The following is a 20,386-nucleotide window of genomic DNA, read 5'->3' as shown; positions in this document are numbered from 1 at the left end:
TAACTAAACCCGCCCAGACGAGTGAAGGACATAAGACAAATGACATAAGACAAATGACATTTGTAACTGAACAATCGAGTGGTGGCGAGTCTTTAACAATAGAACAAGCACTGACGAACCTCAAGCAAAGGGATGATTTAAGTCTTTGCTATTATGCGGCGTGGTGGCTGGGAAAATTTCGGATTCGAGACGCCGCCGTAATCGACGCCTTGATTGTGGCGTTAGAGGAAGAGGCAGATCGTACCGAGGCGGGCGGATATCCCTTGAAACGCAACGCAGCGCGGGCGCTGGGGAAGTTGGGCGATCGCAAAGCGGTTGTGCCACTGATAAACTGTCTAGACTGCTCCGATTTTTATGTACGAGAAGCCGCCGCGCAGTCGTTAGGAATGTTAGGTGATCCCGTTTGTGTTCCTCAGTTAATGGGGTTATTAGAGGGTGGGATAGAGGCGGCTAAACCTGTACCCGGATCACCCCACTTAGCACAACCTTATAATGCAGTCATAGAGGCGTTAGGTAGTTTAGGAGCAAAAGAGGCGATCGCATTAATCGAACCCTTCCTAGAGCATAATCAAGAACGGATACAGTACGCCGCCACACGAGCCATGTATCAGTTAACCCAGAATCCCGCCTATGGCGATCGCTTAGTGCAAGCTTTAAAAGGGGAAAAGTTACAATTACGACGGGCTGTACTAGCCGATTTAGGGGCAATTGGTTACTTAAAGGCAGCAGATGCGATCGCTCAAACCTTAGCGGAAAATAGTTTAAAGCTCATTTCTCTCAAAGGGGTATTAGAGCATGAAGTGAAAAACTCCGCCAGCGAATCCGTTCAGCTATCACAAGGATCAATCCATCTGATGAAGCTAATGGATGACTTGCTGTAACCTTGTAAATTTACGAAAGTGCTAATAGTACACCCAAATGTAGAGGCGCAAGCCTTGGCATCCGTGTCAACTTGAGCCATAACCCCCTCACCCCCAGCCCCTCTCCCACCAGGGGAGAGGGGAGCAATAAGAAGCGCCCCAAATAAGTAAACTGGCGTCCTCACATAAGTACCTAATCCTGATGAGAAACACAATATAACACATAACGAATGATAGAACTTGATTCTCGCCTTGCGAGTATGACAAATGACGAATGACGAATGACAAATGACAAATGACCAAAACCTAATTCAAGCCGTTGAACAAGCCGATTCTTCCCCTCGCTTACTTGCTGCGGTGCGAACCTTAGCCAATGCCAAGATAGAAGCGGGGATACCCACATTAATTGCCGTTCTCAGTTATAACAACCCCGGTGCCGCAGTCGCCGCCGTCGATGGATTGGTGCAATTAGGAGACGTGGCTGTAGAACCATTACTCAACCTGCTTGATGAATATAACTATGGAGGAAGGGCTTGGGCGATTCGAGCCTTAGCCCAACTTGCTGATCCTAGAGCCTTAGACACCTTACTGAATGCGGCTGAAACCGACTTTGCTCTAAGCGTGCGTCGTGCGGCGGCGAAAGGTTTAGGAGATATACAATGGTCAAAATTGTCTCCTGCAGAGAGTCCCTCAGCCCAAGGGCGAGTGCTGAAAACGTTACAGGTAACCTCCCATGATCCCGAATGGGTAGTGCGTTATGCTTCCGTGGTAGGGTTGCAAGGATTAGCCACTGTAGTAACCGAAACCCAACCGGATTATTGGCAACAGATAGTCGCTCATTTTGAGCAACTGATGAAAGATGAGTCAGATTTAGCCGTTCGCACCCGCGTACAATTCGCCTTAGCACAACTGCAACCGGAAATGGCAAAGGCTGGGTAATGGCGTGGCAGACTTAATTTGATAGATTAGGCTTGTAGTAAGGGCTTTAGCCCTATATGGTTCAAAGACTTACCCAGTAAGCTTTAGCGACTATACCTATGTTTCCGTTCCAATATCCCGTACCGCAAACTGATCCACCCTTGTCGCCGAGAGAAACACTGCCGACGATGTATGATCTCAAGAGTGAAGATCCGGAGGAGCCTGGTTTGCCTGATGAATTCCATGATTGGCAGGCACAATTGTTGAGTTTGACATTTCGTCCGCCTCATTATCCGCCACAGCAGGTATTTTATGCCAGTGACATGAACCTTTACTACGACGTGCGTCATCCAGGATGGTACAAGCGACCCGATTGGTTTGGGGTGGTGGGTGTACCTCGACTTTATGAGCAAGTCGATATGCGTTTGTCTTACGTGGTGTGGCAAGAAGGTGTGAATCCTTATGTGGTGGTAGAATTGCTCTCTCTAGGAACGGAGAAGGAAGATTTAGGGGAAACGGAAGCGGAAGCACTACCCGTTGAATCGAGGGAAGGTATAGGAAATGGGCAAGTAATTGAGCCTCAAGTTGAGCATAAACCGCCGCGAAAATGGCAAGTTTATGAGCGGATTTTACGGATTCCTTATTATGCCGTTTTTAGTCGTTATACGAATCAGTTACGAGTCTTTACATTAGCCGGGGGACATTACCAAGAGTTAGAGTTACAGGAGTCGCGAGTGTGGATTCCTGAGTTGGATTTAGGTTTGGGATTGTGGCAAGGGGAATTTCAAGGAATTGAGCGTTTGTGGTTGCGTTGGTATGATGCTCAAGGGAATTGGATTTTGACTGAGACGGAACAGGAGAGACAACGAGCAGAAACGGCGGAAACTCAGTTACAGTCTTTGCTGGAGCGATTGCGGGAATCAGGAATTGATCCTAATACATTGTTGGGTGGTTAGAGTGGAATCGAATGGTGCGATCGCGTCTTCGTGTTACCTTAGCTCCAGGTTAGACTCTATTGGCATCAGAGTGGTTTAGGGCTAGCGCAAGCAATGTGGTCAACACCTCTTATAGCTTCACATAAAAGCCATAATGTCAAGCATGGGGAGTGAGTTTACAGATAAGCGATGGTGCAGGCTCCCTCGCGATTTATCCGAGGGATGAAACCAAGCAAGGCATTTAGCCTAGCAACTTTAGTTGCTTTTCTTGTTAGATTTAGGTACAATAGTGACGTGAGAAACAGAGTTTGTCGGTGATAACTCTGTATACATAAAAACCTTCTGAAAAACATAAACGGTGTAATTGATCTTGCTAGGATTTCAAACGAGCCAAAATTCGTACAATGCCGATTTTCTCAGTCGGAATAGCATTTTTGTAAAAACTAAATAGTTAATAAGTACCGTAGGGCATACGGAAACTTCCTAATTAATTTAGGTAAAAGCTTGGAGAGCTACCCTAAAAAGTGGAGTTCTAGATATTAAGTGATATTCTAGTTTGCTTCGGGTATGACATAATCGTGTAAGACCTAATTAGAGGTGACTCGAAATGGCAACGATTAGCTCAAGAATCCCCCGTCTTTTAAGCGGGGGAGTGTCAACAGAAATCGATAATCAAGTTCCTGCGGTTAATCCTGTCTTTGCCCGCCACGAGACGTTTCATCCTCGGTTTGGCTGGCTGAAGAAGGGTTTTGACAAGGCAACTGAAGATCCAGGAATTTTTTTGAGTCCGGATGCACCTGTACGTTTGGGCGTGGGGAAGAATATGGTGCGCTCGATTCGTTACTGGTGTTCGGCGTTCAAAGTGCTGGACAATGATAGTCCCTCAGAATTTGGCAAACAATTGTTGGCGGATAACGCTTGGGATGAATTTCTAGAAGATCCCGCCTCGCTGTGGCTACTCCATTGGTATCTCCTCAAACCCACCTGCTCGGCGACGGCTTGGTATTTTGCGTTTCATGTCTTTCGTCCGGTTGAATTTTCAGCCGATGATTTATTTGAGGCGCTTTGTGACTATAGGGATAGTCTGGGTAGTCGTATTGTCGATGCCTCACTAAAAAAAGACATCACCTGCATCTTGCGGATGTATGTAGAACCCGATACCAAGACAGGCGTGAGTGAGGATTCCATTGACTGTCCTTTTGCCGAACTTGGCATTATCCAAACCCTAGGGAACTCAAAGCACTACAGATTTCAAATGGGTGCAAAAACGAATCTCCCCGCCGAGGTTGTCGTTGCTGCTTGTTTGGAGTTTGCCGCGTTTAAAGGGAATCAGAAAACCATATCCATTGCCAGTCTTACCTTTGATCCAGGTAGCCCGGGTTTGGCGTTCAAGCTGAATGAAAGTGCTGTCTGTGACGCCATTGAACAGGTGGGGCGGTGGTCAAAGGATCTCACTCTCTCTGACTCAGCGGGATTGATTCAGTTTTCCTTCAAAAAGCAGGCAAAGGCGCTAGCACACGATATCCTAGACAGGTACTACAGTACGAGAAGACGCGGTGGGGCAAAGTAATGAAACGACCATTATCTGACTATTTCAGCCTCAATCGGCGCTATTCTCGCTCGATTAATTTAGAGCGAGATTTGCAGCAACTTGATGCCCTGGAGGGGTATGTTCCCACCACTCGCTCTGTTGATGCCCTCAGACGAATTTTAGCGGGTTGGCAAGACTCCCAATCCCAGCGGGCTTGGACGCTAACCAGTGTCTATGGCACGGGGAAGTCGGCGTTTGCTCACTTTGTATCGGCTCTATGTGCCAAAGACAATGATCAGATTAAGCAGCAGGCGCTGGAGATTGCTCGAAACGCTTTGGGCGCTGATAGTGCAGAGTATTGTCGTCTCAGGGAAACACAACCCAAGCAAGGTTTAGTCAGAGCCGTGGCTACGGCACAGCGAGAACCGATTGGTAACACGGTGATTCGGGCTTTAGCCAGAGGTATTAAGCTATTCTGGTCATCAGCAGAGATCTCAAAAATAGCCATTGCTGGTCAACTTTTGGACTGGGAAGCGGCAATTGCCAATGGAGAAACCGTTGATAGCCGAGGGCTTCCTCAGATAGTGCAGGAACTTGCTCAGGCGGCTCAAACGGGTGTCTTTTTAATTATTGATGAGTTAGGCAAAAATCTAGAATTTGCTGCCTATAACGAAGGGGCGGAAGATTTATATTTGTTGCAGCAGTTAACTGAACTGCCCAGAGAGGGACATTATCCTGTGTATATACTGGGGATACTGCACCAAGCCTTTGCTGAATATGGTCAGAGATTAGCCTCTGTCCAACGGAACGAATGGGCAAAGATTCAAGGGCGGTTTGAAGATATCCCCTTTACAGAATCGGCTGGACAAATGGTGCGGTTGATTGGTCAAGTTATTGATCAATCCCAGGCAGAAAGTTTTCATTGTGCGATCAATAACCAAGCAGAGGAATGGTTGGATGAGCGCTGGAAAGATATCGCCATGGCGGAAGAACTGACGCCACAAGTTCTGGGATCGGTGTATCCGTTACATCCCCTCTCAGCGTTAGTGTTGCCCATGCTATGCGCTAAGTATGGGCAAAATGACCGCTCACTCTTTACGTTTCTCACCAGTTCTGAACCCTATTCATTTAAGAAGTTTCTAGATGAAACAACGGTGCAGGGTGATCCATTGCCAACCCTGAAATTGGATCGGGTTTATGATTATTTCGTTGAAGCCACCGGATTGGGTTTAGGTTCTCGATTGGGTTTGCAACGGTGGGTAGAGATTCAGAACTTAATTGCCGATGCCAAACATCTGGATACGGATTCGCTTAGGGTTTTAAAGACCATTGGCTTGCTTAACTTAGTAACAACAACGGGTGCGGTGAAAGCCACTCACGAACTGGTGACGCTGGCAATGTGCGATTCACCCAATCAGGAACAAGATCAGCAGTATTGGGATGATATTATTGACCGTTTATTACGACGAAATGTAATTACCCATCGTCGGTTGTTGGATGAACTGCGGCTTTGGGAAGGCTCTGATTTTAATGTCGAAGGCGAAGTGGCGGCGTTGATTGAGCAAGAGCGATCGCCTCTGTCTAGTCTTTTGTCACAAACCTATCCGCTGAAGCCGTTAGTGGCGCAACGGCATAGTTATAAAACGGGTACGTTGCGGTATTTTGAGCGACGATATGTTAATCGGACACAGGATTTAGCGCAACTACGTTGTCAGAGTAAAGATAGTGATGGATTAATTGCTTGTTGGGTGGATGAAGAATTACCTAGTCAACCCCCGGCTTTGACCGCCGATGGGAAGCCGTTAATTGTTTTGTGTGCCAAAAAACTGGGTATTCTGCGAATTAGGGCGCTAGAATTTGCCGCACTTGATAAAATTCAGAGTAGTGCGGCTCAACTTCAGACGGATGCGGTGGCGAGACGGGAAGTTCAGTATCGGTTATTCGAGACGAAACGATTACTTGATGAAAGTTTGAGTCAAGCGTTTGATATAGCCGTTAATCAGAATGTTTGTTGGATTCAGGGAAAACGAGAAACCATCAACCATGCGACAGACTTGAATACCAAGTTATCAGATGTTTGTGACAGGGTTTATCTGAAAACACCGATTCTTTGGAATGAGTTGATTAATCGCCGCGAACTGACGTCTCAAGGCGCTAAGGCGAGACGGGAACTGATTGAGGCGATGTTGGAAAATGCCGAGGTAGAAAAATTAGGATTAGAAGGGTATGGTCCAGAAGTCGCCATGTATTATTCTCTACTTGGTGAGACAGGGATTCATCGACAGGAGGAGGACGGTTGGGGATTCTATCCACCGGATAAAAACTCCAATGTTTTGACGGTTTGGCAGGCAATTGAAGCGTTTCAAAAATCGGCTAACGATAAACAAAACCCCTTAGACAAACTTTACCAACAATTAGAAGCACCACCATTCGGTGTCAAGCAAGGGTCAATTCCAGTGCTGCTAGCGGCAGTTTTGCTGTACCACACTGATGATGTTGGGGTTTATAAAGATGGGACATTTATCCCGATTTTGGGATCAGAGCATTTTGAACTGTTGGTGAAAGATCCCTCACGTTTTGCGGTTAAATATTTTGAAGTCGTGGGGTTGCGATCGCGTGTCTTTAAGGAACTCGAAGCGGTGTTGAAATCGCCTCAGTCTCGAATGCCTGCGGGAGTCAGGAATGTAACTCTTTTGGCGGTGGCGAAGCCTCTATTTCAGTTTGTGAAAAAGCTACCTGCGTACACGCTGAAAACCAGGAGTCTCAGTTCAGAAGCACAAGCGGTTTTACAAACCTTAAAGCAAGCCCAGGAACCCGACGTATTACTGTTTAAATCCTTACCGGAAGCTTGCGGGTTGCCAGCTATTGGTACGAATGAAGTTGACGAGGGTAAGACGGCGAAAACCTTACGGAAAAAGTTAGTGCAAGCGCTGCACGAGATTCAGACAGCTTATGACTGCTTGCTGAGTGACTGTAAATCACGATTGCACGATGCCTTTGGGATTAGCAGCAATGAAGCTAAATTGCGGGAAGATTTAAGAGTGCGAGCCAGTCGCCTAGTGAGACAATCTGTTGAGAGTATGCTAAAACGTTTTACCGATGCGGCAGTTGATGAAACCAAAACAGATACCGAATGGTTAGAAGCCCTAGTCATGATTGTGGCAGATAAGCCGGCTGAGTCTTGGAGTGATGAAGATATGACTCAGTTTGAAATTAACCTCTGTGATGTGGCTAGGCGGTTTAAGAATTTGGAGGCGTTGCGGGCAGACGTTGATGCCAAAGGTGGGGGTTTTGAGGCACTTAGAATCACCGTAACTCGTCAGGATGGGCAAGAAATTAATCAAATTGTGGGAATTGATCGCGACTTGCAGACCCAAGCAGAGGAACTGGTAGAAAATATGCAGAAAACGCTGCCTAATAATAACACACAACTGCGGCAATTTGCCATTTCCCTACTGGTGCAGAGAGAGTTTGATTTAGCGTCTGAAACATTGCCTCAAATTGGGGAGGGGCGTCAAAATCGAGGGGACGGGCAAAAACAAGATTATGCCTAGGTTGTCGTTTATCATCCGATAATAATTGTCAACATAAGGGAACAGCAGGCAAGGATTAGTGCTATGACTACAGTAACAACTCCAGTAGAAAATTATCCGTTGGTGTTGCATTTACACCCGATAATTAATCTAACCGATGAGCAGTTTTTTGACTTCTGTCAAATTAATCGCGACTTACGAATTGAACGCACGGCGACAGGAGAATTGCTAATTATGCCTCCCACGGGTTCGGAAACAGGTGGACGCAATTTTAGACTGAATGGACAATTGTACAATTGGACGGAACAGAATGGGACTGGTGTTGGCTTTGACTCCAGCACTGGCTTTACGCTTCCCAATAGTGCCAAGGTTTCCCCTGATGCGGCTTGGGTAAAACGAGAACGATGGAACGCTCTAACCCCTGAACAGCAGCAAACCTTTGCTCCCATCTGTCCTGATTTTGTGGTGGAACTGCGATCAGTTTCTGATAATTTGACACCGCTTAAAACTAAGATGCAGGAGTATATTGAAAATGGGGCGCTGTTAGGATGGCTGATTGACTGCAAAAAGCGACAGGTTTATATTTATCGTCCAAGAGTAGCGGTGGAATGTTTGGATAATCCAGCAACAGTAAGTGCTGATCCAGTATTACTCGGATTTGTGCTGGATTTAAGCAAAATCTGGTGAGGGTAGCTAGGGAGAGCGCTGTACTAAGCTGTCATGCATTTAAATTGGGAATGGGTAGCGAGCAAGATGCTCGCACTACAAGGATTTCGCCATTATTGATATTAAGGTTTAAATGCCGAACAGCTTATTTCACAACAGCCGCCAAGGATGTGTGCCATGACAATGACAGAAGCAACGACTCAAGTAGAAAATTCTCCGTTGGTGTTGCATTTACAGCCAATAATTAATCTGACAGATGAGCAATTTTTTGAGTTCTGTCAAATTAATCGCGACTTGCGAATTGAACGCACGGTGACAGGAGAATTGCTGATTATGCCCCCCACCGGATCAGACACGGGAAATCGAAATGCTAAGTTGATTGTGAAGTTGGGAGTTTGGTCAGAGCGTGACGGAACGGGGATTTATTTCGATTCTAGTACAGGCTTCACACTTCCTAATGGTGCAAAGGTTTCCCCTGATGCGGCTTGGGTAAAACTAGAACGATGGAACGCCCTGACTACCGAACAGCAGCAAAAGTTTGCTCCCATCTGTCCTGACTTTGTGGTGGAACTGCGATCGGCTTCTGATAATTTGACCCCGCTTAAAACTAAGATGCAGGAGTACATTGATAATGGGGCGCTGTTAGGTTGGCTGATTGACCGCAAAAAGCGACAGGTTTATATCTATCGTCCAGGAGTCGCGGTGGAATGTCTAGATAATCCAGCTACGATTAGCGGTGATCCGGTATTACCCGGATTTGTTCTGGATTTAAGCAAAATTTGGTGAATTTCCAGGACGCGATCGCGAACAGATTTCTCAAGTTCTCAATTTTAGAACTGACAATCTTTGTTGAAAGATAGTATCGAGTCGGGAAAACGCTGCTTCTGTATATCGATAAGCTTCCTGAATAATGCTTTGCCAAAGGGAGTTAAGAGCTTGCAAGTTTGGGCAAAAGCGTATCAAAGTACGACAAGCAGCAATCCATTGTTCGAGTTGGCGGTAACTAATAAAATAACTACCGAGTCCCTGGATATGTACCCAGAGGACATTGTACCATTTTTCCCAATTCAGGATACGCTCTGGCTTGATTTTCAAGTATTTGGCAATTTGGCGGAGAGTAATGACAAAAGTTTTGGGGTTTATCCGATGACGTAGTGGTTGCATAGTTATTACAGATTTTTCAGGTTTGCTGTGTAAGAATCCTTCGCCAAAATTCCTGGCTTCCCCCCAAAATGGGGGGATTTCAACGAGTTTCTCAGAGATTTAACTCACCTGAGAAAGCCAGAATCACTTTAGACATCAGGCTTGTTAACCAGAATTTTCTCAACCACAGGATCGAAGATTAGCTCGAATACTGCTGCTGGAATGAAACGCCGCAACAGCCTGAGAGAGTCATCCGCGTCTTGACGATTGTAGTAACGGGCGACAACGCAACGCTGACACTTGGGCAAAATCCGAACAACCGCCCAAGGGCAATCCTGTAGATGGCTTGAACGTTCTATCATGGTTGAAGGTCTCCTTTTCAATACGGAATGGAACCCAAAAGGCAGCGACGATCTGTAGGAGGTGAAGCGCTGCCTTTTGTCTTGCAAGCCCTGTATTCAGAGGGATAGAGCTTTATGCCAGGGGCGAAACTCTGAGCAATAAAGTTATCATAAACGCTAACTAATTACCTGTAAAGTGTTATTATTAAAGTTAACGATTCTAGCTTACGCTTTTTTGACGTAATCAAACCTATGGGACAGGCAGGCAAAGCACTTCGACACGTACTAGAAACATACAGCATCAGTCAAAGCAGTCTGGCAAGTGCATTGGGAGTTGACCGCCCTGTGGTATTTCGCTGGTTCCATGAACAAACCGATCCGACGGCTGAAACTGTCGCTAGTATTGTCAGAGTGCTTCGAGAACTCAATCCAACCGCCGCCAAGGACTTTATCCAGTTTTATCTAGTTGACCCAACTCAGGCTGGAGAAATGGATCTGATGGCAACTCCCATCCAGGAATTGCCCAAATCTGACACAGTGGATGTGTCGGCATTCTCTAGGCTATTAAAAAAAACGACAAATTCCTACAAATATCTTTTTTTTATTTCAATTTTGGATATTATACAAAGGCGACAGTTTGATGTTTTATCACCAATTAGTTTTCAAGAAATTATTATTGAAATGCTGGCTAATGCTTGGTATCCGCACACTTATTTCAAGCTGTCCTTTGGTCTACAAGATAAAATAGCTGATAAATTAGACTTTCTTTATATTAATATTTCGGATACAAAAATAATCTTTAATGATACAGGCAAAAAACACTTGCGGAGAATAATTAGTGATCAACCCATAGAAGATATTGTTTCAAGTCTCAAACGATATGTACCATTTCTCTTGATTCGACCGTTTTTTGAACAAGAAGTAAAAGCAAGCAAGGCGGGTAGAAAGAAGCGAACGAATCCGGGTGATGACGAACAAGAAATTGTCAACCTAGCCGCTGCACTCTTTGATAGTAAAAAACCGTTGTACCGCTTTGATGCGAGTCTCTATAAGGATTGCAGTTCGATCACTTTACATCCCGAATGGGTATCATACCTAGAAAATAACTATTCAATTGTTCGTGCTTGGGCATCTTGGGAATGGCTCAAGTATATGCAGCAACGTAATCCTAATGTGCCTGCTATTGCGAACAAGCTATTCCCACCTCAAGAAAGAGGTTCTCTGAATAATCAAAAAGCTTACTGGAAATTGATTTTACAACAAACGAATCTACAGTGCATTTACTCCAAGCGAACTCTGCCTTCTTCCGGTTTTTCCCTGGATCATTATTTGCCTTGGTCATTTGTCGCTCACGATCAGCCTTGGAACTTAATCCCAACGTTTCCAGAGGTGAATTCATCAAAATCCAATTATCTCCCTAATGATGACTATATTGATAACTTTGTGAATCTACAGCACATAGGGCTTTCTATTTCCAAGAAAATCATGGGGAGGAAAAAATGGAGCAATTATATTGAAGCTTATATCAATGACTTAAAAATATATAATGAAAATGATCTTCTTGATTTGCCAATTTTAAAATCTGCTTATGAATCTACTCTCACTCCTTTAATATCTATAGCCGTCAGACAAGGGTTTAGTCAATGGTATTATCGATAGTCACAGATGTAAATTAATAGAATCCAGAAGAATTGGTTGATTTACGATGCTCAAAGCAATGCTGCTGTTGATTATAATCTCTAACTGCCCTTTATGGTAGTCTAGGGGTGATTACTTCCTTGCTCACGCTAAAAGATTGACTCATGCAACTAGAAGACTACTTAGACTTCATTACCCCTGATGATATTCGTATCAAAGGCACACGGATTGGAATTGAAACCATCCTGTACGAATACATCTATCGCCGCCGTACAGCCGAAGAAATAGCCCAAACCTATTCCTCGTTAACTCTAGAGCAAGTTTATGCCACAATTCTTTACTACCTGCATCATAAAGAAACAGTAAGCAACTATATAGGAAACTGGTTAGAGTATTGCCTACAATCCGAACAAGATCAGGAGAAAAATCCTCCCCCTGCTGTCGTCAGACTACTGAAATTAAAAGCCGAGCAAGAACCAGGAAAAGTTGCTCTCAATGCAAATTAAAATTAACTGAACATTTATCCCAAGGTTGTCACATTCCAGGAATCTTTGTACTTCGCCTTAGAGCAGAAATTGGATAAATTATTGATAACTTAATTTTCATTGCCCTAGCAGCAGAATAAAATGAATTTCAAGACCAAATTCTTCACATCCCTTTAAAGTAGGATTAGCATTGTAGGGGCGCACCGACGTGCGCCCGATTTAACCGTAAAATCTATTCCACCATTGTAGCTGTGTTACGCTACCATCGTGCATTAGCACTCTGGGTAACTTACCGAATCAACTGCTTTGCGATCGCCAACCACTCCAGTTTAGTTTTTCCATGACTCATCTAGAGCAAAATTACGAATATTTTTCAGTACAAAAAGCTCATTCGCTTTAACTAAATCCCCCGTACAAACTACTGGTAAACGTTCTTGATAAGCTTTAACAGCGAAGGGATAGTCTGTTGCTGTTAAATCAAACTTAATTTTACGGAACTTCCCGACAGCACACCCCATCAAAATTACACGTTCAGCTTCACCCAACTTGTCCAACTGAGTAATAATTCCCTGAACGTGAATATTCGTAGCTTGAGTGACTAAATCACCTAAGATTTGAAAGTAAGAACGATTTTCCACAAGTTCTAGCGTTTGCACCACCTCATAAAGGCGTAACGCAAAACCAGGAATTTCAGGCTTCAATGGTAAAACTATCTCAAATTCTGGCTCTGAATTAGCTGGTAATGTCCAAATCGAAGCTTTCTCTTCCATCCGATTTTGTTCATGCCAACCATGAGATTGTAGATACTTAGCAACTTCTGTCGGTTGTATACCCAGTAGTAAATCCGCATTTTGAATCGTTGGTTTCATAATGTTTCTCCTTTTTCCAGACTGTCCATAATCCTCTTCAAGGCATCAGCCGTAAAAACATTTTGGCGCGGAATTGAGACAGTGACAGACGTTTGATTAGAGATAGCAGGTTGACCTTGCAATGACACCTCCTGATTGATATAACCAGTCATTAATGTTATCAGGTACTACAACAACCACGAGGATTAGAGGTGGATATTGCTGGGGAACTCTCAGTTCTTTGTAATTCTTAACTTTGAGTGGATACTTCAGATAATTCTCATCTAGAATTGCTCTTGAAGTACATTTGAGTTGAACGTAAAGCTGAGGATTCCCCATTATGCCCTGCACACCAATCCCTGTAAAGATTAAGTCAATTCCCAGTTGATCTAAGGGCGTAGTTGTTCTCTGGAACGAGTAACCTGCGGCTGAGGCGATCGCATAAACATAAGCATAGCTGAATTCTTCTTTTTGGATGTTAATATTCACCCTGATTAAAGCTTCTACCCAGTTATCGCAAATTAAATTATGTCCCTATCCCAGCAGTCCAGCCAATCCCGCCCCATATACCTCGACTACCACTCTACCACCCCCACTGACCCCAGAGTGGCAACCCAAATGCTACACTACATGACTACCGCCTTTGGTAACGCTAGCAGCATTGACCATACTTATGGAGATGAAGCCGAACAAGCTGTCTCCCAAGCCGCAACTCATATCGCTCACTTAATCAGTTCATCCACCAAGGAAATTATCTTCACCTCTGGCGCAACTGAAAGCATTAACCTCGCCCTGCAAGGATTCGTTAGATTACACCATAGCTGTGTGTTATGGCAGCCAATAACGAAATTGGCACGATTTATCCCATCCAAAATATCGGACAAATTGCCCAAACCTACAGAATTCCCTTCCTCTGTGATGCATCCCAAGCCGTCGGAAAAATTCCCATCAATTTTCACGACTGGGGGATCACCTACCTCGCCATCTCCGCCCATAAACTCTATGGACCCAAGGGTTCAGGCGCATTAGTGGTGCGAAAAAAATATCCCCTAGAACCGATTCTCTGGGGTGGAGGTCATCAGAACGGTATGCGATCGGGTACACTTAATGTTCCCGGTATTGTCGGTTTAGGTGAAGCCTGTCGCCTGCGTCAGTTAGAAATGACCGAAGATGAAACCGCGATCGCATTCTCTAGAGATAAACTGCAAACCCTATTGCAAGACAGCATTCCCGGCGTTGTCATTAATGGCGATACCACGAACCGCCTTGCTGAGAATCTCCATATTTCTATTCCCGATATTCCCAATAGTGCAGTGATTGCCAGAATCCGTTCCCAACTCGCCATCTCCACTGGTTCCGCCTGTACGTCGGGGGTAGAAACACCGTCTCATGTACTGCGAGCGATCAAGTTATCGGATAATTTAATAGAGGGGGCATTACGTATCGGTTTAGGCAAATTCACAACCGATACAGAAATTAGTCAAGCCGCTGAAATTTTGTCAACAGCCGTTAGCAAAATTCGTCAAGCTATTGATGGAAATTAGACAAAAACCAAGCACCATTGTAGAGACGTTGCATGCAACGTCTCTACAAACTTGGTAATGCGATCGCGAATTCCGTTCCTTGACCGGGAATCGACTCACAGCGCAACTCACCCCCATGGCGTTCCACGACAATCTGATAACTGATGGATAATCCTAAACCTGTTCCCTTACCCACAGGTTTTGTGGTAAAAAATGGATCAAATATACGCTGATAAACCTCGGTCGGTATTTCTGCCCCATTGTTTCCCATATATATTACCACCTTTGAACTCCCCTGATTCTCGCTATCTTTCGACTCTTCCTTACCAGGAATGACAGCCGTGCGAACCCAAAGTTTGGGTTCAAAGTCCAGGTCAGTTTCCAGTTTCTCCTCTAGCGCATCAATGGCATTACTGAGGATATTCATAAACACCTGATTTAGCTGACCCGGATAACATTTAAGCTTTGGTAATTGACAATACTCTTTAATCACCTGAATTTGAGGACGATGGGATTGTTCTTTAAGTCGGTGCTGTAAGAGTAACAGCGTATTATCAATCCCGTCCTGAATATTGACCTGCTTGCACTCCGCTTCATCCAAACGAGAAAAATTGCGTAAGGATTGGACAATCTTAATGATTCGATTCGCCCCCTCTTCCATAGAGGCTAGTAGTTTGGGGAAATCGTAGGCAATAAAATCAACATCGATACTATCCAGTTCTTCCGCGATCGCGCTGACAGGTTCTGGGTAATGCTGTCGATAAAGCTGGACTAAGTGGAGCAGAGTTTGAGCATACTCCGTTGCTGGCTCGATATTCCCATAGATAAAACTGGTGGGATTATTAATTTCGTGGGCAATTCCCGCCACCATTTGTCCCAACGAAGACATTTTTTCGGCTTGAATCAGTTGGGTTTGAGTGCGTTTTAATTGATTGAGAGTGAATTCTAACTCCCGTGTTTTTTGCCGCTCTCGTTCCTCCGCCTGCTTGCGATCGGTGATATCAGTAATTGAACCAACAGCACGGATAGGATTGCCTATCTCATCCCAATGTGCCTGTCCCCGCACCAACACCCATTTATAACTTCCATCTTGACAGCGCATCTGATACTCTAGGGAATAATCAGGTGTTTCGCGGTTTAGATGCCGTTGAAAGGTGTCCTGAACTAAAGGAACATGATCAGGATGAATGTAACTCATCCATTTGTCAAACGTATTGATATCCTCATAGTCATATCCGAGTATTTCTAGACAACGGGGCGATAAGAAATGCTCATTGGTAATCAGATTATGATCCCAAATCCCATCATTATTGCCTGAGAGCGCTAATTGCCAGCGTTCCTCACTCTTTCTCAGTTTGATTTCTGCCCGTTTGCGCTCGGTAATATCTTGCCCAATGCCAATACTGGTACCATCACTGAGGCGAATATTTGCCCAAGAGGTTTCCAGAATTTGACCGTTTTTAGTCCGCAGGCTGAAATCTTGCCATTTCCCGGACGCATTGAACATAAAGTTCAAAACCTGCTGACGATCTTTGGGATTGGGATAACATTCGGTTAACAAATCAATCGTATCCAATTCAGCTTTAGACCACCCTAAAACCCGTTCCACTTCTCGGTTCACTAATCGAATATAACCCGTGGCATCATAAAAACAAATCATCACCGGAATATGGTCAAAAATCTTTTGTAACAGTTCTTTCTGATAGCGAAGTTGTTCTTCAGCTTGTTTGCGTTCGGTGATATCGCGGGTAGAACCCACCATTCGCACCGGATATCCAGCCTCATCCCAGAGGGCTTGGGCGCGAGAGTGTAGCCACTTGTAGGTTCCATCCTGACAGCGTAGACGATACTCGATCGCGTAATGGGGTATTTTTTGCGCTAGGTAATCTTGTAGACTCTGATTCACCAAGGGAATATCATCCGGATGCAGATGGTTTTGCCATCCCTGAAAATCAAGTTTAAATTGAGCGGTATCGTATTCCAGGATTTCGCGGTAGCGATCAGAAATTAAGGCTTCCCCCGTGGTGATATTCCAATCCCAAATCCCATCCTGATTCCCCTGAAGCGCTAATTGCCAACGTTCTTCACTTTCCCGCAGGGCGGCTTCAGCTTGTTTGTGTGCGCTAATATCGGTGGCTGTGCCTAAAATTTGCTCCGGTTTCCCCTCTTGGTTCCAGGTAAAGACAGTCTCTCGACTAGACAGCCAGCGCCATTCCCCATTTTTGTGCTTAATTCGATATTCTAAATCAAAAACTTGGTCGGGTTTAGCCGTTTCTAGGTGCTGCAAATGGTGGAGAATTCCCGGTAAATCATCGGGGTGCATTAGTGTGACTAGAACATCTTCCTCCATTTGGATCACGTCTTCCGGTGTATAGCCAAGTAGGTTCTGGATTTTGCGATTAAAGTAAAGAATTTGCTTATTGATGCGGTCATAAATATACAAGATACTGGGATTTGCCTGAGTAATCGCCCGCAGCAACCGTTGATTTCCTTGCAGGGCTTCTTCAATCCGTTTTCGCTTGGTAATATCTTGCATTTGGGCAAGACGATACAACGGGTTACCCCGACTATCTCGCACCAGGGAAACGCTCAAGAGAATCCAGATACTATGTCCCTGTTTATGAATATATCGCTTTTCTAAATGGTAGTAACGAATTTCACCGTTGAGGAGTTGACGAGTATACTCACGTTCCGCCTCTAAGTCACTGGGATGGGTAATTTCTGGGCAAGTCTTGGCTAATAATTCGGCTTCGGAATAGCCAAGAATTTCACACAAGTAACGATTCACTTTCAGGAAATAACCATCGAGGGCGACTAACGCCATCCCACTAGCCGCGTAGTTAAACGCCTTACGGAAACAGTCTTCACTCTCTCGCAGTTCAGCTTCCATCCGTTTGCGATCGCTAATATCCCGCGCCACCCAGACAACCGAGTGTTCTGCGATCGGGGAAATACTGGCACTAAACCAAACCTCTTGCCCCTGTAGCCAAAGACAGTAATCTAGAGTCAGTGTTTGTTGAGTTGCGATCGCCTGTTGAATCGTTTCCACCCATACTGAATCCGTTTCTGTGGGATCTCCTAACAATCGCTGGATTATCTGATCTATAAATGTTCCATCCTCATACAGACAACTTGAAGACGTGGGAATAACTTCAATCTCTTGAATCTGGTGATCATGAGTATTAATAACCAGGACGATATCCGTCATTGCCTCAAATACAGCCCGGATCTTGGCTTCAGAGGATTGAAATTTCGCTTGCAGTAATTCACGCTTACTAATTTCCTGTCGCAGTTGCTGATTTAACTGGCGTAATTGATAGGTTTGCTGATCTAACAAATGTTCTAAGGTATCCACGGTTTGATAAATATCAATGGGATTAATCGTGTTCAGGATCTGCGTCTGAGTAATTAAACCCGCCAATTCTCCGGTTTCATCTGATACAACTAACCGTCGCACGCGATGCTGCTGCATGAGTTGATGGGCACTCCAAATCGAGTCAGTAGGTTGAATGAGTAATAAAGGCGTACTCATTACGGTGGTAACGGGGGTGTTCGCCAGATCCAATCCCAAGTTGCCAAACTGGACAATATCTCGTTCGGTGACAATACCCACTGGGCGAAGCAAGTTTTGATTGTGTAGGGGCGGGTTTAGGGAATTTGGTTGCCCTATTGATGGTAACGTTTCAACACCCGCCCTGACTAAATTTTGCGTTGAAACAGGAAACTCAGCCTCCTCAACAATCACCACACAACTGACTCGCTGTGCATTCATCACTTGTGCCAATTCCAGAATAGAAATGTCCATGGCGTGAATCACACGGGTAGCCATCACCTCAGAGACTTTTTTGTGGTTAAGTAAATCAACGGGTTGGAGAACATGGCGAATCGTTTGCGGGGTGATTACACCGATTAAGTTTCCCATCTCTCCCACCACCGGAAGATGACGAATTTTATATTGACGCAGCCGATTAATCACGGTAACAATATCTTGAGCTTCAGTTTCTGTGATCGTCATCACTGAAGTCGTCATCACAGACGCCAGAGATAAGGTTCGCCAGTCAACACCGGAAGCAATGAGTTGCACGGTATCTCGTTCAGTAAAAATACCTACAACCGGACTATTCGGCTGATGATTTGCTAGTACAAGTAGACAACTGCTGTGAGTCTGAGTCATCCGCGCTAAAGCCTCATCCACCGAGATATCGGGTGTCACGGTGGGAGGATAGCGATTGATCGCTAAACCATTGTTATGATTCAGTTTAAAAGCAGTAGCAATGCTCATGGAGAAGCGCTCCTGAAGCCAACGGTTTTTCTGTCTTCCTATTTAATTCAAGATTTCTAGACTTGTTTCAGGGTTTTATCTAATTTTTTCTCTCGATACTTCATACTGGCTGGCTGGGGCGATGATTTTTTTTCTGCGATCGCCACGAAATGACTTAGGATTAAACCTGTCAAATCCAATGAGTAAACCTTAAGTATAGACGACTTTTGGGGATATCTGTATTTTGTAGTCAGAGAAATACTATGGAACGCTTAATTTCTGCCTTGGGGCTGCTGGTATTCATCGGCTTAGGCTACGTTTTATCAGTCAATCGGCGGGCGATTCGCTGGCAACCTGTATTATGGGGAATTGCCTTGCAGTTAATTCTGGCGGTGTTAATTCTCAGGACAGCACCAGGGTTGGTTGTCTTTGAGTTTTTAGGGCAGTTAGTGACTCAGTTTCTGGATTTCTCTGATGCTGGGGCAAAGTTTGTCTTGGGTGAAAATTTAGAGGAGCGCTTTATTGCCTTCAAAGTTTTACCTACGATTATCTTTTTCTCGTCTTTCATCACGATTCTTTATCACTATAAAATTCTGCCCCAGGTGGTTAAGGCGGTAGCTTGGGTAATGTTCAAAACCTTGAAAACATCGGGCGCAGAAACCCTGAGTGCAGCAGCGAATATCTTTGTCGGTTCAACGGAAGCCCCGCTATTAATCAAACCTTACGTATCAACAATGACGCTTTCGGAGTTACACGCCGTCATGACAGGAGGATTTGCCACTGTAGCTGGGGGTGTCTTGGCTGCTTATATTTCCTTTGGAATTCCTCCCGAACATCTCATCGCTGCTTCGGTGATGTCCGCACCAGCCGCTTTAGCCATTTCTAAACTCTTGTATCCGGAAACAGAATCCTCGAAAACCGCTGGGAAAATTACCCTGGAGGTAAAGCCGACAACAGTGAATGGGATTGATGCGGCGGCGACGGGGGCGCTGGATGGGTTAAAATTAGCCGCCAATGTAGCGGCGATGTTGATTGCATTCTTGGGATTGTTAGCCATGGTGAACGGCATTTTGGGGTGGTTGGGTGGATTAGTAGGACTACCCCAGCTCACGCTAGAATCAATTTTAGCGATTATTTTGGCTCCCGTGGCATGGTTGATGGGCGTTCCTTGGTCAGATTGTGGTCAGGTGGCAATTTTGTTAGGAAAAAAGACGATTTTGAATGAATTTATTGCTTATCTGGATCTCAAAGCCTTGATTGAGCAATCTCAGCTATCGGAACGGTCAATTATTATTGCTACTTACGCCTTGTGTGGCTTTTCCAATATTGGTTCAATTGGGATTCAACTGGGTGGAATTGGCGGAATCGCACCGAATCGGCAACCTGATTTAGCACGATTAGGGGTGAGAGCTTTAATTGGCGGAACACTCGCTTGTTTTATGACGGCTTGTATTGCTGGAATGTTATTGTAGAAACTATAAACTAACATGGCACGTATTTCATTAAAACTCGTTCTTTCTTCTACAGTAGGGGCAAGTTTAGCCACAATTGTAGAGGCGGGTTTAGCCACAAACGTAGGGGCGGGTTTAGGGACAAACGTAGGGGCGGGTTTAGGGACAAACGTAGGGGCGGGTTTAGGGACAAACGTAGGGGCGGGTTTAGGGACAAACGTAGGGGCGGGTTTAGGGACAAACGTAGGGGCGG

15 protein-coding genes and 2 pseudogenes are annotated in these 20,386 nt (G+C 44.9%); 12 read left to right on the top strand and 5 right to left on the bottom strand.

Annotated features, from left to right (window positions below):
* The first annotated feature begins 53 nt into the window (after positions 1–53).
* From RIB93_RS00085 to RIB93_RS00055, 7 genes are all read left to right on the top strand, one after another.
* Positions 54–881, top strand: coding sequence for a HEAT repeat domain-containing protein (locus RIB93_RS00085; protein WP_446369109.1), 828 nt, complete (start codon positions 54–56; stop codon positions 879–881).
* Positions 882–1,148: 267 nt separating this feature from the next.
* Entirely contained in the window at positions 1,149–1,799 is a 651-nt protein-coding gene (locus RIB93_RS00080) for a HEAT repeat domain-containing protein (protein ID WP_446369107.1), read from the top strand.
* A gap of 98 nt (positions 1,800–1,897) precedes the next feature.
* Entirely contained in the window at positions 1,898–2,734 is an 837-nt protein-coding gene (locus RIB93_RS00075) for a Uma2 family endonuclease (protein WP_446369105.1), read from the top strand.
* A 586-nt stretch (positions 2,735–3,320) separates the two neighbouring features.
* Positions 3,321–4,283: a DUF4007 family protein gene (locus RIB93_RS00070; RefSeq protein ID WP_446369103.1), complete on the top strand. Its 963-nt coding sequence runs from the start codon at positions 3,321–3,323 to the stop codon at positions 4,281–4,283.
* On the top strand, positions 4,283–7,798 hold the full coding sequence (locus tag RIB93_RS00065; RefSeq protein ID WP_446369101.1) for a hypothetical protein: 3,516 nt from the start codon (positions 4,283–4,285) through the stop codon (positions 7,796–7,798). Before RIB93_RS00070 ends, RIB93_RS00065 begins: the two co-directional genes overlap by 1 nt.
* 63 nt (positions 7,799–7,861) lie before the next feature.
* Positions 7,862–8,464, top strand: coding sequence for a Uma2 family endonuclease (locus RIB93_RS00060; RefSeq protein ID WP_446369099.1), 603 nt, complete (start codon positions 7,862–7,864; stop codon positions 8,462–8,464).
* 162 nt (positions 8,465–8,626) lie between these two features.
* Positions 8,627–9,229 (top strand): Uma2 family endonuclease, encoded by a 603-nt coding sequence (locus RIB93_RS00055; RefSeq protein WP_446369165.1) that lies wholly within the window; start codon positions 8,627–8,629, stop codon positions 9,227–9,229.
* Positions 9,230–9,259: 30 nt separating this feature from the next.
* Here the strand turns inward: RIB93_RS00055 and RIB93_RS00050 are convergent, their stop codons facing one another.
* Positions 9,260–9,607 (bottom strand): hypothetical protein, encoded by a 348-nt coding sequence (locus RIB93_RS00050; protein ID WP_446369097.1) that lies wholly within the window; start codon positions 9,605–9,607, stop codon positions 9,260–9,262.
* Positions 9,608–9,735: 128 nt separating this feature from the next.
* On the bottom strand, positions 9,736–9,948 hold the full coding sequence (locus RIB93_RS00045) for a hypothetical protein (protein WP_446369095.1): 213 nt from the start codon (positions 9,946–9,948) through the stop codon (positions 9,736–9,738).
* A gap of 231 nt (positions 9,949–10,179) precedes the next feature.
* Between RIB93_RS00045 and RIB93_RS00040 the strand changes: the two genes are divergently transcribed.
* Together RIB93_RS00040 and RIB93_RS00035 are read left to right on the top strand one after the other, a co-directional pair.
* A complete protein-coding gene (locus tag RIB93_RS00040) occupies positions 10,180–11,586 on the top strand; it encodes an HNH endonuclease domain-containing protein (protein ID WP_446369093.1) in 1,407 nt (468 codons plus the stop codon).
* A gap of 143 nt (positions 11,587–11,729) precedes the next feature.
* Positions 11,730–12,071 carry a DUF433 domain-containing protein gene (locus RIB93_RS00035; RefSeq protein WP_446369091.1) on the top strand — a complete coding sequence of 114 codons (342 nt, stop codon included), beginning with the start codon at positions 11,730–11,732 and terminating at the stop codon, positions 12,069–12,071.
* 308 nt (positions 12,072–12,379) lie between these two features.
* On the opposite strand, the gene RIB93_RS00030 is transcribed toward RIB93_RS00035, so the two are convergent.
* Both RIB93_RS00030 and RIB93_RS00025 read right to left on the bottom strand, forming a co-directional pair.
* Positions 12,380–12,919, bottom strand: a complete 540-nt coding sequence (locus tag RIB93_RS00030) for a hypothetical protein (RefSeq protein WP_446369089.1) — start codon at positions 12,917–12,919, stop codon at positions 12,380–12,382.
* Positions 12,920–13,015: 96 nt separating this feature from the next.
* Positions 13,016–13,387 (bottom strand): DUF4365 domain-containing protein, encoded by a 372-nt coding sequence (locus RIB93_RS00025; RefSeq protein ID WP_446369087.1) that lies wholly within the window; start codon positions 13,385–13,387, stop codon positions 13,016–13,018.
* A 39-nt stretch (positions 13,388–13,426) separates the two neighbouring features.
* Between RIB93_RS00025 and RIB93_RS00020 the strand changes: the two are divergent.
* Positions 13,427–14,442: pseudogene (locus RIB93_RS00020) on the top strand (cysteine desulfurase family protein).
* Between the two features lie 43 nt (positions 14,443–14,485).
* Here RIB93_RS00020 and RIB93_RS00015 read toward each other — a convergent pair.
* On the bottom strand, positions 14,486–18,703 hold the full coding sequence (locus tag RIB93_RS00015; RefSeq protein ID WP_446369085.1) for a PAS domain S-box protein: 4,218 nt from the start codon (positions 18,701–18,703) through the stop codon (positions 14,486–14,488).
* A 242-nt stretch (positions 18,704–18,945) separates the two neighbouring features.
* Between RIB93_RS00015 and RIB93_RS00010 the strand changes: the two genes are divergently transcribed.
* Positions 18,946–20,154 (top strand): NupC/NupG family nucleoside CNT transporter, encoded by a 1,209-nt coding sequence (locus tag RIB93_RS00010; RefSeq protein ID WP_446369083.1) that lies wholly within the window; start codon positions 18,946–18,948, stop codon positions 20,152–20,154.
* 15 nt (positions 20,155–20,169) lie between these two features.
* Positions 20,170–20,386, top strand: a pseudogene (locus RIB93_RS00005) (IniB N-terminal domain-containing protein); the annotation flags it as partial.

This window comes from Coleofasciculus sp. D1-CHI-01 (assembly GCF_040218875.1).
Lineage (GTDB): Bacteria > Cyanobacteriota > Cyanobacteriia > Cyanobacteriales > Coleofasciculaceae > Coleofasciculus.
This window is presented reverse-complemented; position numbering and strand designations above follow the sequence as displayed.